Origin of the sequence: Enterococcus sp. DIV0358 (assembly GCF_051713465.1) — a bacterium.
In the GTDB taxonomy this organism is placed as follows: domain Bacteria; phylum Bacillota; class Bacilli; order Lactobacillales; family Enterococcaceae; genus Enterococcus; species Enterococcus faecalis.
Genome location: NZ_JBIOPX010000001.1, coordinates 986807 through 1011133 on the forward strand (window position 1 = coordinate 986807; position 24327 = coordinate 1011133).

A 24327-nucleotide genomic window follows, 5' to 3' on the forward strand; every position below is an offset into this window, starting at 1 on the left:
AAGATAATGTGGTAGGAAGTGTAAGAGGAGGTAACGAGCCTTCTCTTGCTTATAGAAAAAAAGAGCAAAAACCTTTATTTTATAAGGTTTTTGCTCTTTTTTGTTTTTCTCTACTTTTCTAAAAATGGAGACGGCGGGAGTCGAACCCGCGTCCAAACATATTGCCACTTAAATCTCTACGTTCATAGACACTCGTTTAAAGGTTCGCTTTACAGCGTGCCGAGTGACAGGCATTCTGTATTGCTAGTCTGGTAAGCTCTTCTAAATTTTACAGACGGAAAAATTTAGCGTATCCCACTTCGATTAGGACCCTGACCCGAGCACATGGGCGATGCCGGGAGGATCTTCGCTAGCTGGTTTTTAGGCAGCTAAAGCGAAAGAATTGTTTTCGTTTTTAGCAGTTATATTTAACTGTAACGTTTTAACGTAGCCGTAACCTACGAAACGCAATTCAAGCTCAACTATGCCTGTCGAATCCGTAACGCCCCCGAAATAACATAAGTATCCCTTGATACTTATCAAAGTATAGCATAAATTCCTTGTTTTTTCAAAGAGTAGGATAACACTCTGTTAGATATTCATAAAAAGAGGAAGGATGGACCGTAACTCAGTTCATCCTTCCTCTTTTTATGCAAGTGTGTGGGTATGTTTTGTAATCCATTGTTGCAAACGGATATTCAACCAAAAACCATAAATTCCTAAAGTAATTATAGTTAATAAAAGCCATTTAATCCAATGACCGAATAATTGCATAGCTGTACCGTCAAAATAAAGGCGTTTACCATCAATAACGGTATGCTTGATTTTCCAGTTGTACATCATACAAATTCCCCAAGGTGCGCAAATGCCTAATGTAAAGACAGTAATCAAGGTTGCTAAAATTGAAGTCCCGATATACGTGGCTAAACCACCGTCAAAATATGAATTTTTCATTCTTTTCCTCCTTATCTCATAACTTTTATTATAACAAGAATAAATGGCCGGGGAAACAAAATGAGGATGAAATAAGTATTTTTATTCATTATTGATGTGAAATATGTTATTTATGCAACTCAAACTTGGCAGCATTAGATATTTTGTAACAAATGTTATCTAATGTAACTACCATAATAAAACGTTTTCCTTAGGAAGTGAATTAGAAATTTAAAAAAAAGGCTACTTAAATGAGCATTAATATTGTACGAGACATATCTTTTTGCTATTGTCAACTTCTGAAAAAGACCACTAAGTGGAAAAAATAAGAGAAAAGAAGGGTGAATAATTTTTTATGACAAAAAGTGTAAAATTTTTAGTGTTACTGTTGGTAATGATTCTACCAATTGCGGGGGCGTTATTGATTGGTCCAATTTCGTTTGGCGCCGAATTGAGCAAAAGTTCAATCGTTGACAAAGTAGAATTAGATCACACTACTTTATATCAAGGGGAGATGACCTCCATTAAAGTATCTTTTAGTGACAAAGAAAATCAGAAAATAAAACCTGGAGATACTATTACTTTAACTTTACCAGACGCACTAGTTGGAATGACCGAGAACGATGGTTCACCACGAAAAATCAATTTAAATGGTTTAGGGGAAGTTTTTATCTATAAAGATCATGTTGTAGCAACATTTAACGAAAAAGTTGAATCTTTACATAATGTGAATGGGCATTTTTCTTTCGGGATTAAAACGCTTATCACCAATAGTTCGCAACCGAATGTGATAGAAACGGATTTCGGAACAGCAACGGCGACTCAACGTTTGACGATTGAAGGAGTGACTAACACAGAGACTGGCCAAATTGAGCGAGACTATCCGTTTTTTTATAAAGTAGGCGATTTGGCTGGAGAGTCAAATCAAGTACGTTGGTTTTTAAATGTGAACCTCAATAAATCCGATGTCACTGAAGATATTTCAATTGCGGATCGACAAGGAAGTGGTCAACAATTAAATAAAGAGAGTTTTACATTTGATATTGTGAATGACAAAGAAACTAAATATATTTCACTTGCCGAGTTTGAGCAACAAGGTTATGGCAAAATTGACTTCGTAACAGATAATGACTTTAATTTACGTTTTTATCGGGATAAAGCACGCTTTACTTCCTTTATCGTCCGTTACACTTCGACAATCACAGAAGCAGGCCAACATCAAGCAACATTTGAAAATAGTTATGACATCAATTATCAACTAAACAATCAAGACGCAATGAATGAAAAAAATACATCACAGGTTAAAAATGTTTTTGTAGAAGGCGAGGCAAGCGGCAATCAAAATGTGGAAATGCCAACAGAAGAAAGTCTAGACATTCCTTTAGAGACAATAGAAGAATGGGAACCAAAGACACCTACTTCGGAACAGGCAACAGAAACAAGTGAAAAGACAGACACAACAGAAACCGCAGAAAGCAGCCAACCAGAAGTTCATGTTTCACCAACAGAAGAAGAAAATCCAGATGAAAGTGAAACACTAGGCACGATTGAGCCAATCCTACCTGAAAAACCAAGCGTAACAATTGAAGAGAATGGCACAACGGAAACTGCAGAAAGCAGTCAACCAGAAGTCCATGTGTCGCCAACGGAAGAAGAAAATCCAGATGAAAGTGAAACGTTAGGCACGATTGAGCCAATCATGCCTGAAAAACCAAGCGTAACAACTGAAGAGAATGGCACAACAGAAACTGCAGAAAGCAGCCAACCAGAAGTTCATGTGTCGCCAACGGAAGAAGAAAATCCAGATGAAAGTGAAACGTTAGGCACGATTGAGCCAATCATACCTGAAAAACCAAGCGTAACAACTGAAGAGAATGGCACAACAGAAACCGCAGAAAGCAGCCAACCAGAAGTTCATGTCTCGCCAACAAAAGAAATTACTACAACTGAGAAAAAACAGCCATCCACAGAAACAACTGTGGAGACAAATAAAACTATTACATCAAAAAATCAACCACAAATACTAAACGCTCCATTAAACACATTGAAAAATGAAGGAAGCCCACAGTTGGCTCCCCAACTGCTTAGTGAACCAATTCAAAAATTAAATGAAGCAAACGGGCAACGAGAACTTCCCAAAACAGGCACAACAAAAACACCGTTTATGCTAATAGCAGGAATACTGGCAAGTACATTTGCCGTTTTAGGTGTAAGTTATCTACAAATCAGAAAGAATTAACAATAGAAAAGCCATCCAGCTTTCGCTGGGGGGCTTTTCTATTATCTGGAGATAAATTGCTGATAGGCGCCAATCAAAAACTATGCTACAGTAAGGTATGTATTGCTCGAAAAGGAGGGAGTAAATGACTAAAAAAATATGGTCGCACTTTCAGAAAAGCTTCACTTGGTACATTTTGATTGGTGTGATTGTTTCATTATGTAGTGCTTTAGCAATTTATTTTTTTCAACAGTTGTTAGATCATTATCAAAAAAGTTTCCAACTAGGGTTGTTAGTAGCGTATGGAACGACAATTATTTTAATTCCGCTATTGTCTTACTGTGAACAGAAACCGAAAGCTTACTTAACTAATGGCATCTATTTCTATTTGAAGAAATTAAGTTTAATAAAAATTAGCAAGATTTCCTATGAAGAATATCTAAAACTGGGAGCGGGAGCTTTACTACAAAAAGTAGAAGTTGGTGCAGCAGCTGGGAGAAATATCCACTTGAATTTTTATGGACGCTTATTTCGAGAGCTAATTCCAGAGACGTTATTTAATTTATTTTTCATAGCATTGATTGATAAAAAATTACTGCGAGCAATTCTAATTGGTTATGTGATTGTATTTATTTTAACCAAAATACTTTTGAAAACGCTACAAAAAATGAAAGAAAAAACACTTATTTCTGAAGAAGCAATGAATGCTACTTTGATACGAGGGATGACAGAACTATTAACTTTTAGAATTAATCGAAAATATAAAAAAGAGATTGAAAATTACGCGTTAATGGCAGAGGAAAATAGTCAAAATATAACAAAAATGACTATGATCCATGAATTTTTCTTTGGCTTTTTTGCTTTGTTAGTCGCACTTATCAAAGTAAGTATTGTCGTACTTAGTTTTACTAACGTCGTGACGTTAAGTTTAGGTGGACTTGTAGCGATAGTGATGTATATCGATCGAATTTATACGCCGATAGCCATATTTAATGTTTTATTTGTTCAATATAATTTGGATAAAGTAGCCTATCAGCGCTTGGAAGATTTTTATAAAAAAGAAGATGATCCTGACTTAGCGGTTTCGGGCAAAGCGTTACCTGAAATTCAAACAATTTCATTAAAAGATGTGTGTTTTAGCGTAGATAGTCAAACGATTATGTCCCAACAAAATCGACAATTTTCAATGAATAAAATCTATGGCTTGATTGGAAAAAGTGGGACAGGCAAATCTACCCTGATTAAATTGATTTTAGGATTATTGAAGCCGACAGAGGGGACAGTTTATGTGAATCAATTTCCTCTAACACAATTTAATTTGGAAGATTATTATGAAAAAGTTTTTTATTTATCTCAAGATGTGCCAATATTTCAAGGAACGTTGAAAGAAAATATTGTATTGAATCAAGAAATTTCTGATGACCAAGTAATTGAAGCTATGTATCGTTTTCAGTTGGGGGAACTTTATGAACGGTTACCGGAAGGCTTAAACACTATTGTGAGTGAAAAAGGAATGAATTTTTCTGGTGGCGAGAAACAACGGATTGCTTTCACACGCTTAGCATTTACACAAGCAGAGATCCTTATTTTAGATGAGGCGACTTCTGCATTGGACGAAAAGACCGAAGAAAAAGTGTTACGAGAAGTACAAAAATTTACCCACAATAAGTTGACTATTTTGGTTACTCATCGACCTAAAACCCTGCGATTTGTAGATGAAATTATTGATTTAAATGAGTGAACTTGTTAGCTCTTTGGCGCTTCTTTTGCTACACTTTTTATAAGAATTGAGAGAAAGGGGCAACTATTGATGAATAATAATGAGCAAGAATTAGCGGAATTTTGGGATGAATTTGCAGAAGAATATGAAGAAATTCAACAAGAATCGCCATTTCCAATTGCCCGAGAATTACGTGATTTCTTGGTCCAAGAAGGTCTTTTTCCGTGTCAGACATTTCTGGATATTGCAGGTGGGACAGGACGATACTTACCTTTTTTTCAAGAGCAAGTCACGGAGTATACGCTAGCCGATATTTCTCAGAGAATGTTGGAGATCGCGGAAGCAAAAGCACCAAGCAACGTTGTTTTTCTTCACCAAAGCCAAGAAAGACTGATTGAGACTGGGAAAAAATTTCAAGTCGTTTTTTCAGCGATGAACCCTGCTTTGGATACGCCGGAAAAAGTTAATGCATTGTGCCAATTAAGTGAGAAATGGTGTCTTATATTTCGGCTAGTGGAAGAGCAAGATTCGTTATTTTCTCCTTTTGAGCAAGAGAGCAACCCGCAGTTAAATTGGATGGCAAAATACAAAGCATTTCTAAAAAAAGAACAGCGACCTTTTTTCACAAAAAAATTTTTCTTTGAAGCATCAGAAACTATTTCAAAAGACTTTTTCCGCAACTATTTTGAAGAACAATGGTCAGTTACAATTTTAGAACAACGCGTACAAGAAATTTTTGGTTCTCATGAAATTAAACAAAATCAGCGTACCATTATTTATGAATTAATTGTTATTCCATGTAAAAAAACAACCAGCGATGACTAATTATCGCTGGTTGTTTTTCGGTTATTTAATTGTGCGAAAGCTTTTTCTGGAATCTCTTTTTTATCAATTTTGACAGGAGATTGGATGATTCTTTTTTTACTAATGGTTGCTTCTATGTAAGCATTTGGTTCCAAAGGTTGCGGATTTTTGTCTGTCCGTTCGTAATCCATGACTTGTGTTTTTCCATTACTTTTAACAAAAGTTAGTCGATAGTGTAAAGAATATTGACCATCTATGCTTTTTTGATTGTCATCTACTGTTTGTTTTCGTTCAGGAATTTCTAGAGGAACTTGTGCATAGGCTTTTTCACCCTTATATGTATCTGCATAATAACGATAGCCTGTATAACCACCAACAATCAATAAGCCAATAAATAAAATAGCGCCGATTTTTTTCATTTTTTCTCCTCCTAACAATTTACAAAAATAGCATAGCAAAAGAAGAAGGAGATGGAACATCGAAAAAACGAACAGTTCTCTTACAAAACTGTTCGTTTTTTCAGTCTATTTAGCTTTCATCAGAGAGTAGAAAGGAATCATTTTTCTTACGATAACTAAAGAAAATAACAAAGTACAATAGGCCTGTTAAAAGAGTAACGCCTAACGAATTTGTAAATAAGATGCCAATAAAGATGAGTCCTAAAATGATTAAAGCAAGGAGATTAATACTTTTTTCAAAGAGAGACCCTCGTTTTAAAGAAAGAACAAACGCCGCAGCGCTAATTAAAATCCAAATTAGCAAGACAGTGTAAGAGAGAGAACCGGCTAAGTAACCAAATAATTCATCGCCAACAAAATAAGAAAGAATAACGCCCAGATATAAAACACTGGCGCAGAAGAAAACTGAACGTTGAGGTACTTGGTGCTTGTTTAAAACCGCAAGTTTACTCATGGGTCCTTTTTTATCTTTTAAGCGAAAATATAAAAGGCGAGAAGAGGCGTATACTCCAGAATTAATAGAAGAAAACAAGGCTAAAATAATCACAAAATTTACGATGTCAGCAGCAAAAGGAATATTCATTTTTTCAAAAACCATAACAAATGGACTCACCGTTGTGCCTGCTAATGTATTCCAAGGGAAAATAATCAAAAGTAAGAATAATGGAATGATATAGAAGGAAATAATCCGTCCCATCACACCACGAATCGCTTTAGGAATGGCTTTTTTAGGATCATCTGCTTCACTGACAGTAATCGCAATTAATTCTGAACCGCCATAAGAATAAATAACTACTAATAAAGAATTAACAATACCTTTCATGCCATGTGGGGCGAAGCCACCATGATCGGTGATACTTTGTAAAGTAGGGAAGACACCACTGCCTAGCATTTGTTGTCCCACCAGATAAACACCAAAAATAATTAACAAAATGATGACACTAATTTTAGCAAACGCCAACCAATATTCTGTTTCTGCAAATAAACGAACCGAGTAAAGATTGATGAGCGTCGTTAAAATAGCTAAAATGAAAACAAAAAACCAAGCAGGAATATTAGGAAACCAAAGTTGTAAAAAGGAAGCTGCGGCAACCGCTTCTGCGATAATATTAATTGTCCACATGGAATAATAAACCCAATCAATAAAGTCAGCAGAATGTGCACCTAAAAATGGTCGAACTAAGCCAGACAAACCATGATGTGTGTCTCCGCCATCTAAAACAAGTTTTCCTAAACCACTCATGACGATGAAGAGAACAGCACCGCCAATTAGAAAGGCGATTAAAACAGAAGGACCAGCAATACCAATTGCTTCGCCACTTCCTTTAAAAAGACCTGCGCCAATCGCTCCCCCTAAGGCTAACATCGTAATGTGGCGCGAGCTTAATTGTTTTTTTAAGGTTGTTTGTTGTGTTTCACTCATAGGATTCTCCTTTAATTGAAAAAAATAATATGAAAATAACTTTCTTTATTATATACAATTTTCTGACAATTACAACTATTCTGTCAATGAAAATGAAAAAATAAGTGAAAAATATTATGAAAATAAAAAAATCGAGCAATTTAAGTGATTAAAATCGCTCAATTTTTTTATTAATTTTTATTTTTTAATAGAGTCATAATTGTTAATGGAACAGTAATGACTACATAGCCGATGATACTAGCCACTACTAAATAAGCTATAGGACTCGAGAAATTAAATAAGTCCGTTAAAAGTATTGCGACAATCATTGAAATAGCATAACAAATGAATAATTGAATAAACCGCTTTGCAGACAAAAAATCACCTCTTCCTAATTAGTTAAAGTCTCTTTTCAATCATTTAGTATACACCTGAAAAGAAGAATAAACTATCATTAATTAAAAGAAAAAGTGAAACAACTAGCGGATTTTTTGTTCAGCTGATTATCTTAAGAATTAGAAAATGGGACATAAGTCATTTCGACTTATGTCCCATTTTCATTTATGACGTTGGCTTCGTGTAAATTGAGAAGTCTCGTCCTCTCTAGTGGTTGGTTTCTGTGTTCGTTGTACGGCTTGCTTTTCCGGCTCGCTCTTTTTTGCAACATCAGTTACAACATTTGGTTTCTGAGAAGGGGGAACGGTTGTTTTTTTGTTTAAAGTTGGCGTAGTTCTTTTTGTTTCTTTCTTTTGTTTCTTTTTATTATTTTTATCATTTCCAGTGACTGTCAAATAGATAATCAGAAAAATCATTAGGATCGTTGCAACAATTAATAGAATAAACATGTTAAATGAAATGAACATGCATGGCCCTCGTTTCTCGTTTTTTCTTAGTTTACCAAAATTTCAAAATTTCGTCACTCTTTTCTTCAGAAAAAACGAATTTCAAAGGGGTTAAAAGAAACTTTTATAAAAAAGCCTCCTTTTTTGTGTGAAAATGCACAAAATTTCTGGAATCGTTTGCTGTTAAAACCAGATACTGGTAAAATAATTATTGTATAAGAATCATTTTAAAAAACGATTTTTGTTACAAATAACGTATTTGTTGAAAAGGCACTGTGAAGTAGTTAGAGACGACAGCCAAGTGACTTTTAATGACAGCCGCCCAATTAATTTCATGGAGCCTTTTCGTAGAAAACGAGGAGGTTATTTTGCGTGAAAGTGAGTATATTTTCGACATGCGTGGTGGATTTACTTTTTCCAAATGTAGGGCAAGCAATGGTAGAGGTTTTGGAACGGTATGGCTGTGAAATGGTTTTACCAACAAGCCAAACGTGTTGTGGTCAGCCAACGTACAATAGTGGCTATGTGACAGAGAGCACGACAACGCTTAAGAATCAAATTGATAGTTTTGACGGTGCCGATTATGTGGTGGGACCTGCGGGGTCTTGTGTCGGCATGATGAAAGAATACCACAAATTTTTAGCAGATGATCCTATTTATGGACCAAAAGCACAACGTTTAGCTGAGCGAACTTATGAGTTTAGTCAGTTTCTTTATCGTGTCTTAGGGGTCAAAGATGTTGGCGCAACGTTACATGGGAAAGCCACTTATCATCGTTCTTGTCATATGACGCGAATTTTAAATGAACGAGAATCGCCTTTTGTTTTGTTAGATCATGTGAAAGGATTAGAAATGATTCCTTTAGGACATCTTGAAAATTGTTGCGGATTTGGCGGAACGTTTTCAGTGAAAATGCCAGCTATTTCTGAACAAATGGTGACGGAAAAAATGAACGATGTGATTGATACAGGCGCAGAAATTTTAATTAGTGCGGATATGGGTTGCCTGATGAATATCGGGGGTAAATTCAATCGTGATGGGAAAAAGATTAAGATTATGCATATTGCAGAAGTCCTTAATCACGAAGTGGATGAATCACGCATGGACCAACCACAAATCATATCGGTAGGGTAAGGGGGAAGAACTGTGGGATTATCAACGAGCAATAAGCCGTTAAGTGAACGAATTGAAGAAAGTAAAAAAGATGTGTTTATGCAAAAGGCTGTCGCCAAAGCACAAGATGCCCAATGGGAGAAACGAGAAGGTGCGCGGGAAGCTTTAGGCAATTGGCCACAATGGCGTGAACTGGGAGAACAAATTCGCCAACATACAATTCAGTATCTGCCTGACTATTTAGAAGAGTTCAGTGATAACGTCGCCAAACGAGGTGGCAAAGTCTTTTTTGCTCAAACCGCCGAAGAGGCCAATGAATATGTGAAACAAGTGGTTCTAGAAAAAAAGGCGAAAAAAATTGTGAAATCTAAATCAATGGTGACGACCGAAGTCGATATTGATCCAATGTTATTGGGATTAGACGATGTCAGTGTGATGGAAACAGACTTGGCGGAATTCATTTTACAAATGGATGACTGGGATGAGCCGTCACATATTGTTTTCCCAAGTATTCATAAAAATCGCGAACAGATTCGTCAGGTTTTTGCGAAAAAATTAGGGTATCAAGGAGATAATGACCCGGTAAATTTGGCACGCTGTGCACGAGAAGTGATGCGCAAATTCTTTTTGGAAGCGGAGATTGGCATTACAGGTTGTAATTTCGCTATTGCGGATAGCGGCTTAATTAACTTAAATACAAATGAAGGAAATGCTGATTTGACCATCAGTATTCCTAAGACACAAATCGTGTTAATGGGAATGGAAAGAATCGTACCAACAATGCGTGAAGCAGAGGTTTTAGATAACCTTTTAGCCAGAAGTGCCGTTGGTCAAAATTTAACAACGTATGTGACGTTTGCCGGGCAAAAAAATGCGGATGAATCCGATGGTCCAGAAGAATTTCACGTGGTCATTTTGGATAACGGACGTTCAAAAGCGTTAGGAACAGCCTTTCAGCCAGTCTTACAGTGTATTCGTTGTGGGTCTTGTCTGAATGTTTGTCCGGTCTATCGCCATATTGGAGGGCACGGTTATGGCTCTATTTATCCAGGACCAATTGGTGCTGTGCTTTCTCCAATTTTAGGTGGATATAAACAGTTTGGGGAATTGCCTTATGCGTCTAGTCTTTGTGGGGCATGTACGGAAACGTGTCCTGTGAAAATTCCATTGCACGAATTATTAATTGAACATCGTAAAGTGATGACCGATGATCTGAAAATGAAACATGGATTCGAAGATTTCCAAATGCGTATGGTAGGTAAAGCCACTGGTTCACCAGCAATGTTTAAAGCAGCCATGAAAGTCGATCATGCTGCAGCGGGCATTTTAAGTAAACAAAAAGAAATTACTGTTGAAAACATGTACAATCATGGGGGCTACCTTGATAAAGGACCAGGGTTAGTAAAAGGTTGGACCGATGTTCGTGATTTGCCAAGACCACCAAAATCTTCAGAAAACTTCAGAAGTTGGTTCAAAAAACATCAAGAAGGTGAAAAAAATGACTAACGAAGCGATTCAAAATCGAGAACCTTTTTTACAAAATCTACGAGAAAAATTAGGCGTAGAAAAACAGCCTGTTTCGGCCCATCCATTTGAGCCAGTTAATCATTTACCAGAAGAACAGTTGGCAGATAAAACACCAGCGGAGCTATTAACGATTGTGAAAGAACGTGTGGAAACGATTCACACGAACTTAGTGGAAACCACACAAGAAAATTTACTGACGACGATTCAGCAAATTGTTGCTGAGTTTGGTGGGGGCAATCTTTTATTGCCAACAGATGCACGTTTTGAAGCCTATGGATTAGCTGATTTAGCTAAGTCATTAGAGGCTGTTTCTGTTAAGCAATGGCAACCTGGAAGTGAGCAACGAGAAGCGAATATTCAAACAGCTGCTCAGGCAAATATTGCGATTGCCTTTGCTGAGTTTTTACTAGCTGAATCAGGAACGATTGTGGTGGAGTCCAATGCGGGACAAGGCAGAGCCTTACATTTTTTACCGAAGCATTACATTTCAATTATACCGTTTAGCAAACTCGTTCCACGTTCGACTCAGCCAGCAGCTTTTTATACAGAAAAAATAGAAAAAGGCGAAAAAATCGGCTCAGCGATTCACTTTATTTCAGGGCCTTCTAATTCAGGAGATATTGAAATGCAACTGGTTGTCGGGTTGCATGGTCCTTTAGAAGTTTGTTACGTGGTTGTGATGGATCGCTAAAACGCTAGAAGCATAATCAATTCAGCCCTTTTTAGAATTGATTATGCTTTTTTTATGAGCAGGATCAAAAAAGTAAGAATCAAATTTGAAAGAAATACGTTTTTTTTCTGACCATTTTGTAAAAAAAGCGTACATAAAAATTAATTGGGTGTTAAGCACTATAGGATTGATTTACTTTGTGGTAGAATATGAGACATAAGATAATAAGGTTTTTGGAGGAATGAGTTTGAAATCAAAAGAATTAATTAAAACAGTCGTCTTTTTTGCCTGTTTAGCTTTGGGTCTGTTTTTACTGAGACAATTTGTATTTACGCCTGTCGTAGTGAGAGGTCATTCAATGGATCCAACGTTAGCAGATGGTGAACGGGTAATTACGTTAAAAAACACAGAAATTAATCGTTTCGATATTATTACTTTCCCAGCGCCAGATGAACCAGATAAAAATTATATTAAACGTGTGATTGGTTTACCTGGAGATACAATTGCGTACAAGGATGATACGTTGTACATCAATGGAAAAGAAGTTGACGAACCCTATTTAGATGAATTTAAAAAAGCCTTAACAGATGGTCAACCTTTGACAGGCGATTTTTCATTAAAAGAAAAAGTACCAGCAGATAGCTACTTTGTTTTAGGTGATAATCGACGGAATTCAAAAGACGGTCGTGTCATTGGTTTTATTCATAAAAAAGATATTTTGGGTGAAGTGAAATTTGTGATGTGGCCATTCTCACGGTTTGGTCCAATACCAGAAGTGTCAAAACAATAAAAGAGACAATGAGTAAAAGAGAAGGACGGAAATGTGTAAAAACAAACACATGTTTCCGTCCTTCTTTTGTGGTAAAATAAAGGCAGTGCAAAGGAAAAGGATGTGAAACCATGAGTGTGCAGTTTATTAGAGGAACCGCCGTGGCAGACTTAGAAGCGCCACTTATACAGGCGACAAAACAATGGCTAGAGGAAGACGCACAGCATGAAGTATTCTATTTAGTCCCGAACCATATTAAGTTTGAGCAAGAAATTCAAGTCTTGCAAAAGTTACGTCAATTACAGACAACTACGTCTGATTCAATAACCAGTACCCGTCTGCAGGTTTTTAGTTTTTATCGTTTGGCTTGGTACTATTTACAACATACACCTTTTTACTCGGCAGATGTTTTATCTGACGCAGGTGCTGCGATGATTTTTCGCAAAATTTTAGTAGAAGCAGAAGAAGAGTTACAAATTTTTAGAGGTGAAATTAACAAGCCTGGCTTTATCCAGCAACTATTTCAGCTTTATCAAGAAATGCGCGAAGGCAATATTGAAATTGCGGAGCTTTATCCATTTTTAGAAAAACAAACGGAGAACCCTAAAGGACAAGATTTACAACTTAAGTTTCAAGATTTAACGTTAATTTTTACGCGATTCCAATTGCAAATGAGTCAGTATGGCTATGAATCAGCGGAGATTATTCAACATTTAAGCGAGTATTTACAAACGGTTGATTTGTCGAATGTTCAATTCGTTATTTCAGGCTATCAGCAGTTTACTGCCAGAGAATTAAAGTTGATTGAAGTACTAATGGCGCAAGCAGGTTCTGTGAAAGTAGGCCTTTTATTGGACAAACAATATCCGCATGACTTACCTGATCCGCGGTCGTTATTTTATGAAGCGGGACAAACCTATCATCAGCTTTATCAACTGGCAAGGCAGAAGCAAATCCCGATTCTTTCAGATTATGTGGAAAAGAAAGAGGTATTAATTACAAATCCAGACTTGCAAGGATTAAACGATTATTGGATTCAATCACAAGAACACCTGCCTCCATTAAGCACATCTGACTGGAGGGGCGATGGCTTATTTCTGTGGCGTGCAGAAAACGTTAAAGAAGAATTAACACATGTTGCAACCGAAATTCGCCGTTTAGTAGTGGAAGAAGGGTATCGGTACAAAGAAATTCAGGTGTTGACTCGTGATTTAGATTGTTATGAAAATTTATTAGAACCGATTTTTGCGGAACACGAGATTCCTGTTTATGTCGACCGAGATATGGCTATGGATCGGCACCCTTTAGTCGAATGGATTGAATCTTTATTTGCTATTCATTCGTACAATTATCGTTATCGCGATGTGCTCCGTTTTTTGAGAACGGAATTATTTATGCCAATGAATCAACTCGCTACTTCTGAAGAAAGCTTGACTGATTGGTTAAACCAACGGAACGCTTGGCGCAGAAAAGTTGATATTACCGAAAATGTAGTCCTGGCATACGGCTATAAAGGTTATTATTGGTCGCAAGAAAAAGATTGGGAATTTATTCGGTATGATTTTGAAGCGGAAGAGCAAGAAGATGTCGCTACGATGGAAGAAGAGTCAAATGCGATTCGTCAATCGCTTCAACGGCTGTTACCTAGTTACTTTCAAGCAATGATAAGTGCCAAAACTGGTTTGGAAGCAGCGACCGTCTTCTATCACTTTTTACTGCAAAGTGGTGTGGCAACACAATTAAAAATGTGGCGCTTACAAGCTATCGAAGCAGGTCAACTAGAAACAGCTCGTAACCATGAACAGACTTGGGATGCATTGATGTCGTTACTAGATGAATACGTCACTGTTTACGGAGAAAGTTCGTTTGATTTTACAACGTTTCAAGAAATATTTGTTAGTGGTTTGGAAGGTTTGCACTATAGTAAAGTGCCGACAGCGATTGACCAAGTACAAGTTCGCGCAATGGATTTAACGCGACCTGGCGCTGCCAAGGTTACTTTTGCTATTGGGATGACGGAAGAAATTTTTCCACAAAAGATTGAAAATAAAACACTATTGTCTGATGAAGAACGTCAGACAATCAATGATACTTTAACGGAAAACCAATATTTACGTGGGACAACCGGACGCAAAATTGCGCAAGAACCGTTTGTTGCGTATCTCGTCTTTTCTTCAGCGCGAGAACGGTTATATTTAACCTATCCAAGTGTTAAAGACACCGCTCAAGAAGTCAAACCGTCTCCTTATTTTAAAAATATCCAAAAAGATTTAAACTTGCCCGTTTTTGAAAAAAATGAAACAACCATTTTCGATGATGAAACGACCAGTTTAGCCCATATTAGTACGTATCGGACGTTAATCGGTGAATTAACGCGTTTGAAAAGACAACGGAAAGAAACGCAAGAAGGATTGTTGCCTTTCTGGTTAAATATGGAAAAAGCACTAATGAACCAACCAATTGCTCCGCTAGCCAAGCAAGTTTTCGAAAGTTTAACGCATCAAAATATTCCTGAAAAGATTGATGAGGTCTTAGCAGAACCTTTATATGGTAAAGATATTTATACATCCGTTTCTCGGATGGAGAGTTTTTATCGGTGTCAATATCAATACTTTTCTCGCTATGGCTTACGTTTGAAAGAAAGAGATGTCTTTGGGCTTTCGCCAGCAGCTACAGGGGAATTTTTCCATGAAGCATTGGATCAGTTCTTTAAATTATTGATTATGAATCAACGGAACTTATCTGAGCTAACCGATCAGGAAGTCAATTTATTGGCGGAGGAAGTGCTAAATAGCATATTAGGGGATGCGCGTTTTTCTGTATTAACGACCTCTAGTCGCATGAACTATATTCGCTATCAATTAAGTCAAACAATTAAAAAAGTCAGTTGGGCGCTGAAACGCCAAAGCCAACGAAGTGGCATGACGACTGTTCAAACGGAAGTGTTATTTGGCCAAATTGCCGCTAAAAAAGGAATTTCTGGTTTGGAATTACCATTAAAAAATCAAGGGAAGATTCATGTTCGGGGAAAAATCGACCGGATTGATCAATTGGTTACACCCGAATCAACCTATTTAGGTGTGATTGATTATAAATCGAGTCACCGTAAATTTAATATGACAGAAGCGTATTACGGCTTAGCCATGCAAATGCTGACGTACTTGGATGTGGCTTTAATGGATGCTGTGCAATTAGTTGGTCAAGAAGCTAAACCTGCTGGCTCACTTTATCTGCATGTACACAATCCTACGTTATCTTATGAAGGCAAAGACGACATTGAACAACAAATGCTTAAAAAATATCAGTTTGATGGTCTTTTGATGAAAGACCCAGATTTATTGGATCATTTAGACACGAGTCTGCAAGCTAAACAAAGTTCGTTGCTGTTTCCAATTGAAGAATCCGCCAAAGAACAAATTAAACCTGGTCGTCGCCAAGAAGATAAATTTGTGACAGAACCAGAATTAGGCGCGTTGCTTTCCCATAACCGAAATAAATTTATTGAAGCGGGAAATCAAATTATTGGCGGCGAAGTTCAACTTAATCCCGCTTATCAAGGCAAGGAACGGATTGCTTGTCGCTATTGTCCGTTTCGAAGTGTCTGTGATTTTGATGTAATGTTAAAAGAAAATAATTATCATCGTATTGAGAATTTATCCAAAGAGGAAATTATGGCGCGCTTGTTAAACAAAGATGAGGAAGGAGCAACCGAAGATGAGTAAAACAATTCCACTACGTCCAGCCAATGAGCAATTCACCGACAGTCAATGGCAAGCGGTGTTTGATGGCGATGAAAATATCTTAGTTTCTGCTTCGGCTGGCTCAGGAAAAACCACTGTTTTAGTCCGCCGTGTCATTGAAAAAGTCAAAAGCGGCGTCGATATCGATCGTCTCTTGATTGTGACGTACACTGAAGCTGCCGCCCGTGAGATGAAAGAACGTATCCAAGTGGCTTTACAAAAGGCAATGAATGAAGAACAAGATCCAGAAAGAAGACGGCATTTTTCTCGTCAAATTGCTCTTTTGCCAACAGCCAATATCAGCACGTTACATGCCTTTTGTTTAACTGTTATTCGTCGTTTTTATTATTTAATTGACATAGATCCGGTTTTTCGGATGTTAACAGATGAAACAGAAACATTGTTATTAAAAGAAGATGTTTGGGATGCATTACGTGAACAATTTTATGCGGAAAATCAAGAAGCGTTTTACCAATTAACAGCGAATTTTTCCAATGACCGTAGTGATGACGGACTCACTAACTTAATTTTTTCTTTTTATGAATTTGCCAAAGCCAATCCTGATCCAGAGGCGTGGATTAATGGCTTAACACAAGCCTACGAAGTAGGGAATCAGCTAGGCGAATCAACGTTATTTCAGACGTATTTAAAACCGCTAGCCGTTGAGACGTTGCAACGAACTCTTCAGCGTTACGAAGAAATGGTGACCTTAACAGAGGGCGAAGAGAAACTTCAAAAGATTTGGTATTTAGCTCAAAATGAAAAGGAACAAACAAAACAATTTTTACAATTTTTAGAGAGAAATGATTTAGAAAGCGCCTATAATTTGACTGAATTGTTAAGCTTTGACCGCTATCCAACAGTTCGTGCCGAAGAGTTGAAACCAACCGCGGAACAAGCCAAACAGTTACGAGAACAAAATAAAAAAGCGTTAAATGATTTGAAAAAGCAACTGTTTACACTTTCTCCAGATGCCATGAAACAAGTCTTGAAAGAGGCCACGCCCATTGTTCAAGAAATGGCTCACGTGGGGAAACAATTTATGGAGGCCTATGGCGCAGAAAAACGGCTTAAAAATTTAGTGGATTTTAACGATTTAGAACATTATACGTTAGCTATTTTAGCGAAAAATCAGGCAGATGGCTGGCAAGCATCAGAAGCCTCGGTTTACTATCGCGAAAAATTTGATGAAGTGTTAGTCGATGAATACCAAGATATCAATCAATTACAAGAATCTATTTTGTATTGGTTGCGCCGTCCGCTTAGCACAGAAGGAAACCTTTTTATGGTAGGAGATGTGAAACAGTCTATTTATTCTTTCCGCTTGGCAGATCCTACATTGTTTATTGAAAAATACAATCAGTATGGGCAAGGCAAAGAGGGTAAACGAATTATTCTAGCTGAAAATTTTCGTTCCCGCAAAGACGTTTTAGACTTTACGAATTTAGTATTTAGTCAATTAATGGATGAGCGAGTGGGCCAAATTGCTTACGATGAGTCAGCCGCTTTGGTTCATGGTTTTGATCAATTTTCGGAGGCGGCTGATTATTCAACCGAATTGCTAATTTATGAAAAAAAAGCAACAGAATCAGTTGAATTTCCAGAATTACAATCCCCTGAGTTGTTGATTGAAGATAAGACAGAAGGGGAACTTTACGTTACTGCTTTGAAAATTCGTGAATTAATTGACCAAAATTTCTTAATTTATGATAAAAAGCTGAAAACGGATCGACCGATTACTTATCAAGATATTGTCTTATTAACGCCTACGAAGAAAAATAATTTAACTATTTTAGATGTTTTTAAATCATTAGAAATTCCAGTTCAAGTCAATGATGCTCAAAATTATTTCCAAGCAACGGAAATTCGTACAATGATTGCCTTGCTTCAATTGATTGATAATCCCTATCAAGACATTCCTTTGGCAGCTGTGTTACGTTCACCAATTGTTGGATTAAAAGAAAACGAATTAGTGCTTATTCGTTTGGCTAATAAGGAAACCAGTTACTACGAAGCATTTTTAACGTTTAATCAAAAGATGGAACCAACCATGGAGGAAGCAGTTGTTCAGGAAAAAACTATACGTTTTGCTGAATCATTAGAAAAATGGCGGGAACAGGCTCGACGCAACCAGATTAGTACCTTGCTGTGGACGATTTATCGGGAAACGGCCTACCTTGATTATGTTGGCGGGTTGCCTGTTGGCAAACAACGCCAAGCCAATTTATATGCGTTGGTCGATCGGGCCGCGGCGTATGAAAAAACAACCTTCCGCGGATTATTTCAATTTGTTCGCTTCATCGAAAAAATGCAAGAAAAAGACAAAGATTTAGCGGAACCAGTCGTTTTAAGTGAAGAGAATGCCGTACGCGTCATGACGATTCACGCTAGTAAAGGGTTAGAATTTCCGGTGGTATTCGTTTTAGATATGACCAAAGAATTTAATGTCAGTGATTTGAATGAACGCTATATCTTTGAAGAAAATTTAGGGGTAGGCATTCGTTATTTACAACCTGAAGAACGAGTTATGTACGATACTTTACCATTTTTGGCGATTAAACAAGTACGATTAAGAAAATTACTATCCGAAGAAATGCGGAAGTTATATGTGGCGTTGACACGTGCAGAACAAAAACTTTTTCTGGTAGGCTCCTATAAAGACCAAGCGGCGATGTGGAAAGAGTGGCTGAAAGTTGGCGATGTAGAAACACTGGTGCTACCAGCTGAAAATCGCTTGCAAAGTAAAAGTAGTTTAATGAATTGGGTAGGGATGACATTGGTACGTCATCAAAAAGCCGATGAATATCAGCAAGAAGTAGTAGTAAGTAACGTTCCGCAAGTCAAAAAGCACCCAGCTAATTTTCATATTCAGTGGTTCAACGAAGAACAACTACGAGCAGCCATTCAGCAATTACAATTGCCAGAAAGACAAGCAGAGGATTTAGCCGAAAAAGCGCAATTATCTGCTGACAAAATCAATCGTGGTCTTGCACGGTTAAGTTTCAATTATCCGTTTGAAGTGGCTACTCGGACTACCAGTTATCAGTCTGTTTCTGAAATCAAGCGAGTATTTGATGACCCCGACAACAAAGAAATTGGTAAAATTGAGGTTCGGGAAGACAATACTATTCAAGCGCAACCGTTGATTGTCAATCGAATGATTGAAGGAGATTTAAGTAAGCCTAAATTTTTAGATACGGTTCAAGCGCCCTCAGCAGCTGAAATTGGGACAGCAACCCATTATTTATTACAACTAATTGATTTAAGTACGCAACCTTCTTATGAGGAAGTGCGAGCTGTTCAAGAACGCTTAGTGGAAAATAAATTGATTTTACCAGCAATTGCTGAAAAAATGAATCTGGAACAAATCGTGGCCTTCTTTGACACCGCCTTAGGAAAACAATTGATTCAACACCATCAAACCGTTAGAAGGGAACAACCTTTTTCTATGCTGATTGAAGCAGAAGAGCTCATTCAAAATTATCCAGAAACGACACAAGATGATTTATTAATTCATGGGATTATTGATGGCTATATCGAATTAGACAATCAATGCATTTTGTATGACTATAAAACCGATCATGTAAAAGGCACCTCTCCCCAAGCGATTTCTGAAATTGTCGAACGGTATCGCGGACAGATGAATCTTTATCGTAGAGCGCTACAAGAGTCAACGCATAAAGAGGTGTCGCACGTCTATTTAATTTTATTAAATGGAGGAGTAATTATTGACATGCAGACAGGAAATGTTGTAGATTTTATAAAGTAGAAAAAATTAGAAGCAGAAACACTTACATTTTGTAAGGAATGTGCTATACTCATTGAAGAGGTGAGGAAGATGGAAAAAGTAAAAACAGAATCGTTTGTACTTTGTCCCAAATTTGAAAAATCATTTTCAATACTTGGTAAAAAATGGAATGGTTTAATTATTGATGTTTTATTAGAACGAGGTCCTCAACGTTTTGGCGAATTAAAAGAAAAAATTCCAATGTTAAGTGATCGTGTCTTAGTAGAGCGATTGAAGGAACTAGAAGCTGAAGGAATTATCACCAAAGCTGTTCGTTGCGGTGAAGGAAATCGCTTAGAATATTTCCTGACCGAAAAAGGCGAAGACTTGCAATTAGCAATGGAACAAATTCAACATTGGGCAGAAAAATGGGTAAAAGACGAAGAATGCAGTTGACCGCAAGCAAAACTTCTTGTAAACTAAACGTAATTCAATAACTAAAAAAACAGTGATGGAAACAAGTAGTTTGAATTGACGTGTTTTAGGGAGAGTCAGCCAGAGACTGGAAGCTGATTTACACAGTCACCAAGCGAAATTCACTTCCTGAGTTTGTTTGTTTTCAAGAAGAAAGCAAACCGGTAATTGCCGTTAAATGAAATGAGTGCATGACAACAATTTGTTATGAATTAGGATGGTAACACGATAGCTCGTTCCTTTGAAAGGAATGGGTTATCGTTTTTTTTAGTTTAAATAAAAGATAGAGGGGAACGCATAATGACATTACAAGCGCAATTAGAAGCTCTTAGAGACAATACGCTCAAAGAAATCGCACAAGTTGCTACTTTAAAAGAATTAAACCAAATTCGCGTAGAAACATTAGGGAAAAAAGGGCCAATCACCGAAGTATTAAGAGGCATGAAAAACCTTTCACCAGAAGAACGACCAGTGGTGGGGGGCTTTGCAAATGAAATTCGTGATTTATTAACCGAAGCAATTGAAGCGCGCAAAGTTGTTTTAGAAAACGAAGCGTTAAATGCGGCACTAAAAGAAGAAAGTTTAGATGTAACTTTACCTGGAAAACAAATGCCTCAAGGTACACGTCATATTTTGACACAAGTTATGGAAGAGATTGAAGATATTTTCTTAGGCATGGGTTATCAAGTAGTGGAAGGATACGAAGTAGAATCGGATCACTATAATTTCGAACGCATGAATCTACCAAAAGATCATCCAGCACGCGACATGCAAGATACGTTTTATATTTCAGATGAGATGTTAATTCGTACGCATACTTCACCAGTTCAAGCTCGAACAATGGAAAAACACGATTTTTCAAAAGGTGCATTACGAATGATTTCTCCTGGGAAAGTATTCCGTCGTGATACAGATGATGCGACACATAGTCACCAATTCCATCAGATTGAAGGCCTTGTTGTCGATAAAAATGTCACAATGGGTGATTTAAAAGGGACGTTAGAAGTCATGATGAAAAAAATGTTTGGTGAAGATCGTAAAATTCGTTTACGTCCTAGCTATTTCCCTTTTACAGAACCTTCAGTCGAAGTAGATGTTAGCTGTTTTAAATGTGGCGGCGCAGGTTGTAACGTCTGCAAACATACAGGTTGGATTGAAATTTTAGGTGCAGGGATGGTTCATCCAGATGTGTTACAAATGTCAGGGATTGATCCAACAGAGTACTCAGGCTTTGCCTTTGGCTTAGGACCAGATCGCGTTGCTATGTTACGTTATGGTGTAAATGATATCCGTAATTTTTATCAAAATGATTTACGTTTCTTAAATCAATTCAAGGTAAAGGAGTAGTTGAAAAATGTTAGTTTCTTATAAATGGTTAAATGAATATGTTAATCTTTCAAACGTTACTCCGCAAGAATTAGCGGACAAAATGTCTGTGACAGGTATCGAAGTTGAGGGCGTTGCTGTACCTGAAGAAGGCTTAAAGAAAATTGTTGTCGGTGAAGTAAAAGAATGTGTTCCTCACCCAAACTCTGACCACTTATCAATTTGCCAAGTAGACATCGGTGAAGAAGAATTGTCACAAATTGTTTGTGGAGCACCAAATGTAAAAGCAGGAATTAAAGTCATCGTAGCGTTACCTGGTTCAAGAATTGCAGGAAATCAAAAAATTAAAAAAGGTAAAATGCGTGGCGAAGTTTCTAACGGAATGATTTGTTCGTTAGAAGAGCTAGGATATTCAGATAATGTCGTACCAAAAGCCTACGCTGAAGGAATTTATTATTTACCTCAAGAAGCAGTGAATGGGACACCTGTTTTCCCTTATTTAGACATGGATGATGCGATTATTGAATTATCAATTACACCAAACCGTGCAGATGCACTAAGTATGAGAGGGGTAGCCTATGAAGTTGGCGCAATTTATCGTCAAACGCCTCAGTTTAATGATCCCGAACTCAAAGAAGATGCTTCAGATAACGTGGAAAATTACGTAACAGTAACTGTTGAAGATTCACAAGATGCGCCAGCGTATCAAATTCGTGTTATTAAAGATGTGACGATTGCAGAAAGTCCTCAGTGGTTGCAAAATCGATTGATGAATGAAGGAATCCGTCCGATTAACAATGTGGTGGACGTGACAAATTATATTTTATTATTATTTGGTCAACCATTGCATGCATTTGATTACCAAAAATTAGATAGTAAAGAAATCTTGGTTCGTCGAGCAACAGCAGCAGAAGAACTAATTACATTAGATGGTGAAACACGTCAATTAACAGAAGAAAATATCGTCATTACGAATGGAAAAACGCCTGTCGGCTTAGCCGGTGTAATGGGTGGGGCTAATTCTGAAATCAGTCAAGAAACAACAACTGTGGCTTTAGAAGCGGCATTGTTCAATCCATTGTCTATTCGCAAAACGTCTAAACAATTCAATTTACGGAGTGAATCTTCAAGTAGATTTGAAAAAGGCATCAACCAAGCGACAGTTGGGCTAGCTTGTGATGTGGCAGCCGCGATGATTGCAGAGTTAGCCAACGGAACAGTGGTCTCAGGCATTGCAGTTGGTTCTGAAGTGGCCGTTAAAGAAGCACAGGTAGCTGTGACTTTAGAACGAATCAACCAATATTTAGGCACTGCATTAGATGAAGCAACGGTGAATGAAATTTTTGAAGCACTCGGTTTTGCTTATGAAGTAAATCAAGGCGCCTATGAAATTACGATTCCACCAAGACGTTGGGATATTGCGATTGAAGCAGATATTATTGAAGAAGTGGCGCGCATTTATGGATATGATCATTTACCTTCAACATTGCCAAGTGGAGAAACAGTTGCTGGAAGTCTAACCAAAGCACAACATGTTACGCGCCAATTAAAGAGCTTACTGGAAGGTCATGGTACGAGTGAAGCCATCAGCTATGCGTTGACAACAGAAGAAAAATCCCGTCAATTTATGATGAAAGAAAGTCAAACAACACGTTTGCAATGGCCAATGAGTGAAGAGCGTTCTGTGTTACGTATGAACTTAATTTCTGGTTTATTAGATGATGTCGCATACAATGTGGCACGTAAAAATAATAATATCGCCTTCTACGAAGTAGGACGCGTTTTCTACCAAACAGAAGATCCAACAAAAAATTTACCTACAGAAGAAAATCACTTAGCACTTGCTTTAACTGGTAATACAATGGTTAAAGATTGGCAAACAAAAGCAACAGCCGTTGATTTTTATACAGTAAAAGGCTTAGTGGAAAGTATTGTAGCTGTTTTAGGATTAACAGAAAAAATCAGCTACCAAGCGACAACGGCGATTCCAGAAATGCATCCAGGCCGGACAGCATGGATTTATTTAGAAGATGAAGTGGTTGGTTTTGTCGGACAAGTTCACCCAACGACAGCAAAAGCGTACGATATTCCTGAAACATATGTTGCTGAATTAAACTTGCAACAATTAGTAGCCACAGAAGCAGGCGGGGTTACTTATGAAGCAGTGTCTAAATTCCCAGCAGTTTCTCGAGATATTGCTTTATTAGTCGATGAAACAGTTACCAATCAAGAACTAGTTAAAACTATTTCAGATAACGCAGGTAAATATTTGAAAGAGATTCATTTATTTGATGTATATCAAGGTGAAAAACTAGGCGCTGGCAAAAAATCAATGGCGTATAGTTTAACTTTCGTTAATGCAGAAGCGACATTAGTGGATGAAGAAATTAACCGTTCAATGGAAAAAGTTGAAAAAGCGCTAATTGAAAAACATCAAGTAGAAGTAAGATAAAATAAAAACAGGAAAGTGGGGCATAAGTCGAAATGACTTATGCCCCACTTTCTAAATCTTAAGATAATCAGCTGAACAAAAGCAGCTCCTTCGGAAATAAGCCGAAATTCTCCAAAAATTAAAGAACAATTTTCGGAAATTCCTTCTTATTTCTTGGAGCTAAACACTTTTGT

17 protein-coding genes, 1 other RNA gene and 1 other annotated feature are annotated in these 24327 nt (G+C 37.3%); of the genes, 12 read left to right on the top strand and 6 right to left on the bottom strand.

Going from position 1 to position 24327, the window contains the following annotated elements; translation table 11 throughout:
* Positions 1–122: 122 nt before the first annotated feature.
* Positions 123–489, bottom strand: a transfer-messenger RNA (tmRNA) gene (ssrA, locus tag IGK70_RS04950).
* 138 nt (positions 490–627) lie between these two features.
* Positions 628–933, bottom strand: a complete 306-nt coding sequence (locus IGK70_RS04955; protein ID WP_002375213.1) for a DUF898 family protein — start codon at positions 931–933, stop codon at positions 628–630.
* 334 nt (positions 934–1267) lie between these two features.
* Between IGK70_RS04955 and IGK70_RS04960 the strand changes: the two genes are divergently transcribed.
* From IGK70_RS04960 to IGK70_RS04970, 3 genes are all read left to right on the top strand, one after another.
* A complete protein-coding gene (locus IGK70_RS04960; protein WP_104855637.1) occupies positions 1268–3151 on the top strand; it encodes a collagen binding domain-containing protein in 1884 nt (627 codons plus the stop codon).
* Between the two features lie 124 nt (positions 3152–3275).
* A complete protein-coding gene (locus tag IGK70_RS04965) occupies positions 3276–4871 on the top strand; it encodes an ATP-binding cassette domain-containing protein (protein ID WP_104855638.1) in 1596 nt (531 codons plus the stop codon).
* Between the two features lie 69 nt (positions 4872–4940).
* The gene (locus IGK70_RS04970; protein ID WP_104855639.1) at positions 4941–5675 is read left to right on the top strand and encodes a class I SAM-dependent methyltransferase; all 735 of its coding nucleotides are present in this window, start codon (positions 4941–4943) and stop codon (positions 5673–5675) included.
* Here the strand turns inward: IGK70_RS04970 and IGK70_RS04975 are convergent.
* The 4 genes from IGK70_RS04975 to IGK70_RS04990 form a co-directional block, all read right to left on the bottom strand.
* On the bottom strand, positions 5672–6073 hold the full coding sequence (locus IGK70_RS04975) for a YxeA family protein (protein WP_002369637.1): 402 nt from the start codon (positions 6071–6073) through the stop codon (positions 5672–5674). The two genes, IGK70_RS04970 and IGK70_RS04975, sit on opposite strands and share 4 nt — an antisense overlap.
* 109 nt (positions 6074–6182) lie before the next feature.
* Positions 6183–7535, bottom strand: coding sequence for an amino acid permease (locus IGK70_RS04980; protein WP_002382100.1), 1353 nt, complete (start codon positions 7533–7535; stop codon positions 6183–6185).
* 170 nt (positions 7536–7705) lie between these two features.
* Positions 7706–7891, bottom strand: a complete 186-nt coding sequence (locus IGK70_RS04985; protein ID WP_002358046.1) for a hypothetical protein — start codon at positions 7889–7891, stop codon at positions 7706–7708.
* Between the two features lie 180 nt (positions 7892–8071).
* On the bottom strand, positions 8072–8359 hold the full coding sequence (locus IGK70_RS04990) for a hypothetical protein (RefSeq protein WP_002390077.1): 288 nt from the start codon (positions 8357–8359) through the stop codon (positions 8072–8074).
* 369 nt (positions 8360–8728) lie between these two features.
* On the opposite strand from IGK70_RS04990, the gene IGK70_RS04995 reads away from it, so the two are divergent.
* From IGK70_RS04995 to pheT, 9 genes are all read left to right on the top strand, one after another.
* The gene (locus IGK70_RS04995; protein ID WP_075582634.1) at positions 8729–9490 is read left to right on the top strand and encodes a (Fe-S)-binding protein; all 762 of its coding nucleotides are present in this window, start codon (positions 8729–8731) and stop codon (positions 9488–9490) included.
* Between the two features lie 12 nt (positions 9491–9502).
* Positions 9503–10975: a LutB/LldF family L-lactate oxidation iron-sulfur protein gene (locus IGK70_RS05000; RefSeq protein ID WP_002358041.1), complete on the top strand. Its 1473-nt coding sequence runs from the start codon at positions 9503–9505 to the stop codon at positions 10973–10975.
* On the top strand, positions 10968–11687 hold the full coding sequence (locus IGK70_RS05005; RefSeq protein WP_002361597.1) for a LutC/YkgG family protein: 720 nt from the start codon (positions 10968–10970) through the stop codon (positions 11685–11687). Before IGK70_RS05000 ends, IGK70_RS05005 begins: the two co-directional genes overlap by 8 nt.
* A 220-nt stretch (positions 11688–11907) precedes the next feature.
* Positions 11908–12456, top strand: a complete 549-nt coding sequence (lepB, locus tag IGK70_RS05010) for a signal peptidase I (RefSeq protein ID WP_002358039.1) — start codon at positions 11908–11910, stop codon at positions 12454–12456.
* A 110-nt stretch (positions 12457–12566) separates the two neighbouring features.
* Positions 12567–16157 carry a PD-(D/E)XK nuclease family protein gene (locus IGK70_RS05015; protein WP_104874142.1) on the top strand — a complete coding sequence of 1197 codons (3591 nt, stop codon included), beginning with the start codon at positions 12567–12569 and terminating at the stop codon, positions 16155–16157.
* Positions 16150–19944, top strand: a complete 3795-nt coding sequence (gene addA, locus IGK70_RS05020; RefSeq protein ID WP_104855641.1) for a helicase-exonuclease AddAB subunit AddA — start codon at positions 16150–16152, stop codon at positions 19942–19944. The genes IGK70_RS05015 and addA overlap by 8 nt, the downstream gene beginning before the upstream one ends.
* A gap of 69 nt (positions 19945–20013) precedes the next feature.
* Positions 20014–20358, top strand: coding sequence for a winged helix-turn-helix transcriptional regulator (locus IGK70_RS05025; RefSeq protein ID WP_002358035.1), 345 nt, complete (start codon positions 20014–20016; stop codon positions 20356–20358).
* A gap of 43 nt (positions 20359–20401) precedes the next feature.
* Positions 20402–20620, top strand: a binding site (T-box leader).
* Between the two features lie 56 nt (positions 20621–20676).
* Complete coding sequence (gene pheS, locus IGK70_RS05030) at positions 20677–21723, top strand: phenylalanine--tRNA ligase subunit alpha (RefSeq protein ID WP_002358034.1); 1047 nt, start codon at positions 20677–20679, stop codon at positions 21721–21723.
* Positions 21724–21730: 7 nt separating this feature from the next.
* A complete protein-coding gene (pheT, locus tag IGK70_RS05035) occupies positions 21731–24154 on the top strand; it encodes a phenylalanine--tRNA ligase subunit beta (RefSeq protein WP_010827297.1) in 2424 nt (807 codons plus the stop codon).
* Positions 24155–24327 lie beyond the last annotated feature (173 nt).